The following is a 10,868-nucleotide window of genomic DNA, read 5'->3' on the forward strand; positions in this document are numbered from 1 at the left end:
TGTAAGGCCCTGTCATGTCAGAGATAAATCTACCTCCTGATCTTCCAGTAACTGAAGCGCGCACCATTCGTCGCGCTATCCGCTTACTGGAAAAATATCAGCGCCAGCCTGGCGAACAATTTCATTCCACTACCTTCACCAAAACCTGGCTGCAGTTGCGTCTTGCCCTGCAGGAACGCGAAGTGTTTCTTGTTTTATATCTCGATAATCAGAACCGTCTTCTGGAATGTGAGACGCTCTTTACGGGCACGATTAACCATACCGAAGTCCATCTGGCACTACGCCATAACGCTGCCGCTGTGATTCTGGCCCATAACCATCCATCCGGAGAGACAGAACCGAGTAAACAGGATCGAAACATCACTCAACATCTTGTGAACGCGCTGGCAATGGTAGATGTGCGGGTGCTGGACCATCTTATTGTTGGCATCGGCGATGTGCTTTCTTTTGCTGAACGCGGCTGGCTATGAGGCTAACCATGAAAATCATCGATAAAAAGGCCGCGATGGCGATTCAGCGGCAGCATACGGACTCCCGAATTTTTCGCTACTGCACGGGCAAATACCAATGGCACGGCAGCACCAGTCATTACACCGGTCAGGATGTCGCGGAAATTTCCGGTGTGCTGGCGGTTTACGCAGAACGTCGTCGAGACAACCACGGTCCGTATACACGGCTGATGTGCATCACCACCAACTGACATTTAATAAGGAGTAGAAAAATGCAAAATTCATGGGGACTGAAGCGCGATATATCGCCGTGCTTCGGTGCAAGGCTTGTGCAGGAAGGTTGTCGCCTGCATTTTCTGGCGGACCGTGCAGGTATTAGCGGTACGTTTAACGAGGAGGAGGCGCTGTGTCTGGATCAGGTATTTCCGCTAGTGATGAAACAGCTTGAATTGATGCTTACAACCGGTGAACTGAATCCACGCTATCAGCATTGCGTCACGTTGCATCATAACGGACTCACCTGCAAGGCTGACACTCTCGACTCTCATGGCTATGTTTACATCGTTATTTATCCTCAAGCATCTACAACCAAGTAAACCTTCTCTTCTTTTATCAGGATCTAACACATGCACATTTCATCTGTACCGGCCACGGTGCCGGTTTCATCACGCCTGTCACCCGTACAGGTCTGGCAGCAACTGTTAACGTATCTGCTGGAACATCATTACGGTCTGGTACTTAACGACACGCCATTCCACGACGACGCGGCCATTCAGGAACATATCGAGGCGGGGATAACTCTAGCCGATGCGGTGAATTTTCTGGTCGAAAAGTACGAACTGGTTCGTATAGACCGGAAGGGATTTTCATGGCAAGAGCAGACCCCGTATATTTCCGTAGTAGATATTCGGCGAGCAAGGCGCTCTACCGGCTTGCTAAAAACTAACGTGAAATAAACGGCTAAATACAGAGCAGACTAAAGGAAAGCAAAATGCTAATCTCACAGACGAAGAGACTCATGCTGTAACCTCCCCCCCTGCAAAAAACCTGACATTTTCTTTTAGGACCAACAATGGGACCAAAATGAAAATTGAATTGATTATTAGCACATATAAAACAAATAGTTATAAAACCAATTCAGACTCCGCCAGCCCACCAAACCTAACGGCTTGATTCTCTTAGAGATTCAGGCCGTTTTTCTTTGGGCATGTGGCACAACTGTGACTCAGGAGTGTACCATATGCCGTCCAACAGCATCCCCCATTACCTCTACAAGCGTAATCACACATGGTGGTTTAGAAAGCGCTTTGTATCCCAGGGCAATGCAATCGAGTACAGGCTGAGCCTGCAAACAGCAAGCTTACAGCGTGCCCGGTTTCTCGCCCTGCGTTTACAGACACTTTGCCAACAGATGGTTGCTTCTTTGGGGGCCCCCAAGAAACAGAAGAATGGCGTGATGGAAAAATCAGCACAAGAGCAAATCAAAGCAAAACTTCGAGCAAAAATTGCCGAATGGACCGCCGAAGAAACAGAACATTGGTTCTGCGGTTCTGCACGTAACGAAGGCGACCTGAACGATTATCTAGAGACGTTAGATATGGTCGTCTCTGATTTGAAGGAACGCATTGCTTACGATGATAAGCCATCCCTGCACCGGACCGAAGCAAATACAGTTTTGGACGAACTGCCACACCTCAAAGCCACTCTCAGCGAATACGATTATCAAGTTATTGCTCGTATGGTGGCGCAAGCCAAGGTCAAATCATTGCAGGATACCCGAGCGATCATTCTTGGTGGTGATGCTGAGTGGCTTTCAGCTTCCTCCCCTGCAACTTTGCCTCCCTTTGCAGCGGATTCGTTAGACTCCCCAACACTGTCTGAATTGTTACAAACTTATGCTACTGAAAATAAGGCTAAGGGCCACTCCAAACGTACCCAGAAAAAGTATGAATGGTACGGAGCACTTATCCTCAGCTCATTTGGTGACGTGCCCGTTCATACCATCAGCGGGGCAATGGGCAGGGAATTTTATGATAACCTTTCAAAACTTCCTATGGGTCTTCAAAAGGAGGTATTGCTGGCCTCAAGGTTAAGTAACCTTATTGAAACTAATACAGAAAAATCAATCAGTTTGGTTACGGCTAACGCCCATCATGGCAAAATCAACCAGTTCTTTGAGTGGGTGGTGGATAAGAAGCACATTCCGTCAAGTCCATTCCCAAGTAGAAGTATTCCTATGCCAAAGAAAAACCACAAAGATGATAGAGCCTCTATCACTGATGCTGAGGCAAAGCGGGTATTCAGCCATACCTTGTTTACCGAGCACCAAGGTATTAAAACAAAGCTGGTGCAACATCCTCATCACTTCTTTTTACCCTTAATTTGCCTATTTACGGGGATGCGTGCAGGAGAAGTATCTCAACTTTACATTGATGATATCGTAGATGTGGATGGAGTTCATTGCTTCCTCATCGACAACCGCCGGGAAGATCAATGGTTAAAGACACCAAATGCCAAGCGTTTCATTCCAGTTCATCAAGAGCTCATCGGGCTAGGTTTTTTAGATTTTATCAAAGATTTGAAGGAAAAATTTACAGACGATACACGTTTGTTTCATAACATCCCGCTGATTCAAGATAGCTATTCAGCCAAACCCAGCGAGTGGTTTATCCGCAACTTCCGCGACGCCTTAGGACAACCTTCTCACGTAACATTGCATGGATTTCGGCACATGTTCAGAGACAAATTGGTGAATTTAACAGATTCAGAGGAGCGAATTTGCCGGTTGATGGGTCACCAGATCAATAGTTATGGCAACTCCTTGTTGGCTGATCAGCGAGTGATGCAACAGTTGGTAAACTCCATTGATTTTAGTGAAATCATTTCCGATGTACGGCCTTATACATCATTGGGAATGTTCCACCAGCTCAAAGGGAGGGCGTAGCAATGAGCCAATTAATTAGCCAAAGCCGCCTTTTTACGCCAGTAGATAGGACTCTTCCTCGCCACGCGATGTTTCTACAGACGGATGATGAGAAGTGGCATATCAACCTCTATATGCTGTTTAAAAACCTGCCGAAACCGCGTGGGACGAAAAAAATTTGGTATCAAACTTGCCAAAGCATGGTGCGGAAGCTTCCTTACGACATCTTTGGAAAGGAGATTCGCGAGATTAGTGCTATTTTGCCTGATGAAATTGTCAAAAATACATGGATTTCAGCTCATTCGGCATTAGTGTTGCTTACTCACGGCTCCAGAAATCACAAGCATCTTGAGATTGTTCAGTGGGTCGAACGGTACACAGGTATCCGTCTGCCACGGCAAAACGGGCTAAGCCGCAGAGAGACAGTTTTTGGTCATAATTTACGTGCGTTCATTGATAATGAGCTACAAAGCATCACATATGGTGATTACGAACTGCAATCTCAGTACCGAATGTGTAACGGCAAGTATTACGTCGATTTTGCAGTAAAACATTACAGTAATGGCAAAGAAGATAGCACCAATTATCAACTATATCTCATCGAGTTCGACGAAGAAGAACATGCTCTAGCGCCAAACAGGGCCGCCGATTTGCTGAGGGACCACGAAATCAAGCAAGAGGAACCGAGTGCAGCAATCATCAGGGTCAAACATGATGAAAGCGACAGATGGTTTGAACTTGTGCGTGATTATAATGGGCTGGTTAGCTTCGAAGCCGTATTTTTGTCAGGAATTATCACCGCTTGTCGAGCCATCGAGGACGATGTAATCACTATCGATTCATCCTCAGCCAAGAAAGCGTATGATTCTACGTTGAATATGAATGCAGATTGGCTGCCTTACGAAAGGCAACCGCTACGTGGCATAAAAGAGGCTCTAGACCGATGTGGAATCAGCTACTTCAACGCCAGAACGAAGACAAGCCGCCAATTGAAAGTCTCGCTGATGTCATTTAGCAGTGTGCTATATCGTTGGCTTCCGGCAAGGGCAGTTGAATACGTTCTTCAAAACCTGAAATCTTGCTAACCGTTTCGACTAAAGTTACATAGAAACGTCGATACTGCGGGGATTACGGTGTGCTGAAACGCCGTAACCCCCAAAACCTACCGCAACATAGCCCTATAGCCTCTATAAATGTATAAGGATTCAGTTGTCAAAGGTGATTTATTTCAAAGTAAAGGCTGACCACATCAACCTTTTTGGCAGATCTAACACCATCGAAAAAGTGTCACCCTGCATGGCCAATAATCCTTTCTCTCGCCGGTATAAGCAACGTGTTAACCACCCACAGGAGGCACTATGTTTATACGAGATGTAATCATTCCAGCACTGGTAACTGGCTTGGTTGCCTTTGCAACAGCATTACTTGAATCAATCATCAAAATGTTTACACCACCGGACATTTCTGCAATCTAACCAACCACTTTCCCCCTGCCAATAACCATGCCCTAAAGATCTGCCACCAACGCAACTATGGAATGCCCTTTCAGGTCATGCCACAGGATTGTTTTGGCGTTTTGGCAGGTCTTTGCAGCATAGCATGATCTATTGGCAGGGTAAGGAGCTCACATGGCTACTGTCGGCTACGCCAGGGTGTCTACCACCGGGCAAAGTTTGGATACACAGCTCGAAGCATTATCCGGCTGCGAAAAGATATTCAAAGAAAAGATAAGCGGGGCAAAAGATGACAGGCCTGAGTTACAAGCAATGCTGGAGTTCGTCCGGGAAGGCGACACAGTGCAGGTAACGAAACTTGACCGCCTCGCTCGTAACACCCGTCATCTGCTGGAAGTATCGGAGTATCTGCAAGGTAAGGGGGTGGCTCTTAACATTCTCAACATCGGCATCAACACATCCACACCAACAGGCAAGCTCATGCTGACCATGATCGGTGCTATCGCGACATTCGAACGCGAAATGATGCTGGAACGACAAGCCGAAGGGATCGCACTGGCGAAGCTCAAAGGCAAATACAAAGGCCGGAAAGCCACCGCCAGAAGCAAATCGCAAGAGGTTATAGCCTTGTTAGAGAAAGGATTTAGTAAGCCAGAAATATCTCGTCAATTGGGGATAGGTATCACCAGCATTTATCGCATCATCCGGGTAAACAGGCCCGATTTACTGGAGAACAAGAATTGCAACGACTAAAGGGATATCTGCTTCTGGCTCTACTTTATAGCGTAAATACGCTTGCAGCACCGCCCATCAACGTATGGCTTCGTTGTGCAAACGGAGTCCATGCAACGATTAAAGATAACGTCCTGACCGCCGAGGGAGTAATGGCTTTGCCCTTTGAGCACATAGAAAACGAGACTGACCAAAACATCACCCTCGTCTTCGCAGATACCCACACCGAGGCAAAAGTACAAATCCGATATAGCGGACCCGCATTCTACCTCAAGGATACTGACGGTAGCTGGGCTCCGTGTACTGCAACCAAAATTCCCTAACAACTCAGCTTTTAAGGAAAACGCTATGAAAATACTGACACAGGCTTTAACAAGTATGTTATTGCTTTCCGTGTCCAGCCTCGCCACAGCATCGTCTTTGGAAGATCAAGTTATTGACCTAAATTGTCCTAGCAATGTCAGAGGCACGATTCACATGAATAATTCTTGGCAGGATGGCTACTTCACGGTTCGAGGTTTCGGGACTCTTGCCCTTAGAACATTCGAACAACAAGACCGGGAACGGGCCGTACTCACGTTCAGTAACGGTGATGTGAGAGCCAAAATTCAGACATGGGTCAAGGATAACGTCATTCGTTTCTATCTGTGGGATCAGGGTAATTGGAGAGCCTGCGACTGGAAGTAGTAACGCCATGACCAAATGAATTCAGCTTCCAGTTAGGGAGTTGAATTCACGTCCTAATTCTCATTTTCATCATCACTAACATTTTGAAACAAACCTCTTACCGATCTATTGCTAACCACATGAATATGATCATAAAATGTTCATGCTAGTACCTAGGAGAGAACTTCTCGCAAAAGCTTGATGGTCTGCTTGTCAGCCGTCGTGGAGGTTTCGGCCTCTAATCTCTCCCCCACACGACGCATGCCGCGCTTACGCAGTGTTCCACGCGTTACGATGCTACGCATCACCGACGCTCTGGTTCGTACTGGGACAGCTTGGATTGCTGGGATTGTGGCGAGAGGACGTCACGCTGTGACGTCGAAAACTGGGGTTAATTGCTGAACATCTCTTATTCCTGTCAGTTCAGGCGAGACTGGTGGCCATGTTGGTCATCGGGAACTGAAAAGGAGATGTAATTATGGGTCGCAAGACACGTAAGAAGTACCGGACTAGTGTTCAGCAAACGTTTTGTGCGAATGACCGTTCCAAGGGTTTTTTCAAGGGTGTAGCCAAGTATCTACTCGGTCTATTCATCCGCGAGATCATCTCGGAGGTTTTTCATTCTGATGGCGTTGCTTCCGTCTGGTCATCCATCAAGGATTTAATCCAATGGAGGCCATAAAAGATAGGACCAACAACGATGATAAGCACAAAACGTTCCTCTAGTCTTCATAGTTCCCCCAAGCTTTACCCTCTGAACCAATCTCCTCTTTTTAAGCTGAAATCAAAAAAGAAACTATTAGAAATCATAGGCTTATCAAAAAAACAAGCAGATAAACTCATGCTTGATTCTGCGTACAAAGAATTCGAAAACGATGCAGGAAGAGCAATTCAGGAACCAATTGCACAACTAAAAGCAGTGCACAAACGGATTGGTGCATTATTGAGTAGGATTGAATTACCCCCCTATCTGCATTCCGGACGGAAAAAGCATTCAACGCTGACCAATGCAAAATGTCACAGGCATGCAACTGAACTTTTGAAACTCGACATTCACAAGTTTTTCCCTTCAACTAAAGCAGCAAAAGTTTACAAAGCATTTGCTGAAAAATTTGAAATGTCGCCTGATGTGGCTTACCTGATGACTAATCTCGTAACCTTTGCAGGAAAAGTACCCACAGGTAGCCCAATAAGCATGGCAATGGCTTTTTGGGCTAACAGAGACATGTTCGACACTCTTAGCGAACTTGCTTCCTCAAACAACCTAGTATTTACAGCATATGTTGACGATGTAGCATTTTCTGGGTCGAAAATACCAAAAGGTTTTGCTGCCCAAGCTAAAAAATGCATTAAATCTTATGGGCTTACATCTAAAGACAAAAAAGAACGATTTTATCAATCATCAGAGGGAAAACTTCTTACAGGGATAGTGATTCAGGATGGAGAGCTAAAGGTTCGCTGGGCACACAATAATTCAATTCGTAAAGAATTTGCTGACTTGGCTAAAGTAAAGGATAACTCGGCAAAAATTATTCATCTAGAGAAGCTCGCAGGTAAGTTGCACGCAGCCGGTCAAGTAGATTTTCGACAGAAAGATAAAGCCCGTTTTTTCACACAGCAACTCAAAGCAGCCAAGAAGCAATCAACAGAGAGCAGCTAGGGCTATTGATCGTAGATAGTTGGGTGTGCCATACTGCTGTGACATTGATTCCCGCTACATTGCTCAAAGAATCAGACAGTTAGAATTTGGTGTCGCTCTCAGCCAGCTCCACCAATTAAAACAAGGGGTTACGTGAAAGCGTAGCCCCTTTTTTATAGACAATGTCCACTTTGCGTCCATCCGCTTAAACTTTTTATAACGTTTGTTCGTTAGATTGGTTTTTATCAAATAGGATTGATTGCCCATGAGTAACGCCCCTACACCAGAGCTTGATGCTGAAAAGCTATACGAAAACGCCAAAGCCTCTATCCAGCTAGGTATTGAAGACTTCCAGATATCCCAAAAAGATGAAAATGATGGTGGTAATCCCGCTAGGGCTTTGTCATCAGTAAGGAATCTTTTTGCCGGAATGATGCTCCTTTTCAAGTACAAACTAGCTAATTCTGTTGATACTCCTGAGGATGCTTATCGTTTAATTCACATTCCCCCTAAGAATATTTTACCAAGACCTGATGGTTCTGGTGGTATTGAGTGGAAACCAGAAGATAAATTTCTGAAAGACAAAACCATTGATGTCTCTGATATTGAGGCTCGTTTCAAGACTTTTGAGGTTAATGTTGACTGGGGTACGATCGGAAAATTACGTGACTGTCGTAATCACTTAGAACATTTACACCCACAGAATACACTCGGCGAACTAGCTGGTTTTGTTGCTAATTTATTCCCCGTACTAACAGATTTCATCAATGATGAACTAGAAATGTCCCCCCAAAATGTTTTGGGTTCTTCATGGGAAATTATGCTTGCACACCAAACTTTCTATAATAAGCAGTTGGCGGAATGTGAAACCTCTTGGTTAGATGCGGGAATTCCTGCTGGGATGCAAGAGTTCTTACAAAATTGTACATGTAGTGAATGTGGCTCCAGACTTTTGAAAGCTTCACCGAAGAGTCTTGAACAAGGATATACAGTCGAATCAGATGAAGATGATTTTGAGTATTGCTGTATATCTTGCGGTGAACATGCTCCTATCGCACCCTTATTGCTAGATTCATTTGAGCATGAATTCTTCTATTGGCCACCAGATGGAGATGAGCCAACTTACGAGCAGTGTCAAAACTGTGCTCACGACACCTATGTTATAGCTGAAGGTAGTTGCCGCTGGTGCAATGACGAGTTGGACTATAAATACTGCAAGTATTGTGAGGAACTATTACAGCAGGATGATCAAGGTAATGGAGGACTATGTGGTTCCTGTAACTACAGACTTCATAAAGATGATTAATTAGTTTTTATTGCTTGCATTTCATGCATTATAAAACAGTGAGTTAAGTCACGCTTTCATTATTAATGCTGATAAAATGGTGACAACGTAGGAACATCTCTTTTAGTTAAGGTCACACTCAAGCCCGGACTCACCCCACACAATCACCGAATTTGACAATAAGAGTTTTTTGGGCTTATGAATGGTACATCTTGATTTTAGATTGAATACTGAGAAAGAAATTACTAGTATTAGGATGAGCCAAGAGAACGCTAATGTCTACTTCAGAACTCTTTCGTTTGACCGAAGGAAATATTAAGTCACTTCGACTTCTCTCCCCAATAGAAGTCGATAGTATTATATCCAACTGTTCGAAATTAATTGCATTTCAACGCCACCATGCACTAATTGAATATGTCATTTATAATTACAATTCGCTCAACGACTTTTTTGTAAAAAAAGCAATGGAATATACATCTATTGAACTTAACGATCTAGGCTATCCTTTCGACAATTTACTTCTAGAATCAAATGCATTAATTTTTAATTTCCTCACATCGGCCAGGACCTTTATAGATCATATGCAAGCAAATATACATAAAAGTGATGACGAAAAAGGAACAAAAATTTCTTTTTTCAAAGAAATTACCGCTCATGAGTTTGACAGTAAATTTTCATATAAATTTATGGGCAAACTTAGGAACTATGTTCAACATTGCGGCATGCCTCCTATAAACTACAACATAAGTAAAAATTATGAAGAAATTAATATCCTAAGCACCACTTTAAACGCAATGTTCAACTGGGATGCACTTTTAAAAGAATATGATAGTTGGGGTTCCCATGTAATACCTCAACTCAAGGCACAAACGCCGGAGTTTTCCGTTTTCATCGTGATGAACGAATTACATTTATTCATTGATCAAGGTTTATATAACATATACAAAGCAAGATAACTTTTTAGAAACATTAAAGGCAAAACAAGAAATATTATCCACGATTAATCAAGGTGAAGGATATTATCTTAATGATTATGCAATGGGAAAAATAACGCTGCAGGATGAAAGCATAAAAATAAATCTATCAACAATACCGGCATCTTTATTGAAAAAGATAGACACGTTCTCAAAAATTGAACTTCTCCTAGAACGCCATAAAGCAACAGAGTTTTTTGATTATAATAGCTTAAAAGAAATCATCTAATAAAGGCATAGGAAGCTCATGAAAAACCCTTACTATACATCATTAAGCGAGGGGGCTGTTCATCGCCAGACTTTCATTATCCTTTAACTTTTATCTCATTTGCAAAAATATGAATACTGTGTCGTTTATTGAAATGCTTTTCATGATCACCGCTGCAATTTGATTGCATATTTAAACAGTTTGCACATGTGTGTAATTTTCAGTTTCAAATTTTAATGACCTGCTCCTCGTTGATGACTTTGCGGTAAAAGTCAGTAGATAACCACTCGTACAGCCACCATCTTTCCGTTTTGAGCATGGGGCGAAATATCTCTTACTAACCGACCGTTGTTGTATCTAATACTGGGTGCAGGTCGATTCTGTTTATTGTGAGGAGCGGCAAAAATGCCGCTCCGAGTCATATGCAAAAATCAGAGTGATACTGTAAGTATCCCGCATAATCGTGCCATTCATATTTAGAGAGCATCCGGCATAATCAATCTTCCAACGAAGGAGATCGCTATGCGTAAAGCCCGTT

The 10,868-nt window shown here is 43.6% G+C and carries 11 protein-coding genes; all 11 read left to right on the forward strand.

Annotation, left to right across the window (positions count from 1 at the left end; all coding sequences use genetic code 11):
* Window positions 1-14 precede the first annotated feature (14 nt).
* The 11 genes from GA0061070_RS19980 (at window position 15) to GA0061070_RS20045 (ending at window position 10,104) form a co-directional block, all read left to right on the forward strand.
* Entirely contained in the window at window positions 15-470 is a 456-nt protein-coding gene (locus tag GA0061070_RS19980; RefSeq protein WP_090137750.1) for a JAB domain-containing protein, read from the forward strand.
* 8 nt (window positions 471-478) lie between these two features.
* Window positions 479-700: a DUF987 family protein gene (locus GA0061070_RS19985; protein WP_090137752.1), complete on the forward strand. Its 222-nt coding sequence runs from the start codon at window positions 479-481 to the stop codon at window positions 698-700.
* Window positions 701-721: 21 nt separating this feature from the next.
* Window positions 722-1,045: a type IV toxin-antitoxin system YeeU family antitoxin gene (locus tag GA0061070_RS19990; RefSeq protein WP_023325920.1), complete on the forward strand. Its 324-nt coding sequence runs from the start codon at window positions 722-724 to the stop codon at window positions 1,043-1,045.
* Window positions 1,046-1,081: 36 nt separating this feature from the next.
* Window positions 1,082-1,405, forward strand: a complete 324-nt coding sequence (locus tag GA0061070_RS19995) for a TA system toxin CbtA family protein (protein WP_237766384.1) — start codon at window positions 1,082-1,084, stop codon at window positions 1,403-1,405.
* A gap of 284 nt (window positions 1,406-1,689) precedes the next feature.
* Complete coding sequence (locus GA0061070_RS20000) at window positions 1,690-3,393, forward strand: site-specific integrase (protein WP_167353603.1); 1,704 nt, start codon at window positions 1,690-1,692, stop codon at window positions 3,391-3,393.
* Between the two features lie 2 nt (window positions 3,394-3,395).
* A complete protein-coding gene (locus GA0061070_RS20005; RefSeq protein WP_090137756.1) occupies window positions 3,396-4,457 on the forward strand; it encodes a hypothetical protein in 1,062 nt (353 codons plus the stop codon).
* Between the two features lie 543 nt (window positions 4,458-5,000).
* The gene (locus tag GA0061070_RS20010) at window positions 5,001-5,579 is read left to right on the forward strand and encodes a recombinase family protein (RefSeq protein WP_090137759.1); all 579 of its coding nucleotides are present in this window, start codon (window positions 5,001-5,003) and stop codon (window positions 5,577-5,579) included.
* A 327-nt stretch (window positions 5,580-5,906) separates the two neighbouring features.
* A complete protein-coding gene (locus GA0061070_RS20020) occupies window positions 5,907-6,245 on the forward strand; it encodes a hypothetical protein (RefSeq protein ID WP_090137763.1) in 339 nt (112 codons plus the stop codon).
* Window positions 6,246-6,924: 679 nt separating this feature from the next.
* Complete coding sequence (locus GA0061070_RS20030; protein WP_090137767.1) at window positions 6,925-7,884, forward strand: reverse transcriptase family protein; 960 nt, start codon at window positions 6,925-6,927, stop codon at window positions 7,882-7,884.
* 244 nt (window positions 7,885-8,128) lie between these two features.
* On the forward strand, window positions 8,129-9,169 hold the full coding sequence (locus GA0061070_RS20040; RefSeq protein ID WP_090137771.1) for a hypothetical protein: 1,041 nt from the start codon (window positions 8,129-8,131) through the stop codon (window positions 9,167-9,169).
* 254 nt (window positions 9,170-9,423) lie between these two features.
* Window positions 9,424-10,104 (forward strand): hypothetical protein, encoded by a 681-nt coding sequence (locus tag GA0061070_RS20045; RefSeq protein ID WP_090137773.1) that lies wholly within the window; start codon window positions 9,424-9,426, stop codon window positions 10,102-10,104.
* Window positions 10,105-10,868: the final 764 nt, after the last annotated feature.

This window comes from Kosakonia oryziphila (assembly GCF_900094795.1).
Taxonomy (GTDB): Bacteria; Pseudomonadota; Gammaproteobacteria; order Enterobacterales; family Enterobacteriaceae; genus Kosakonia; species Kosakonia oryziphila.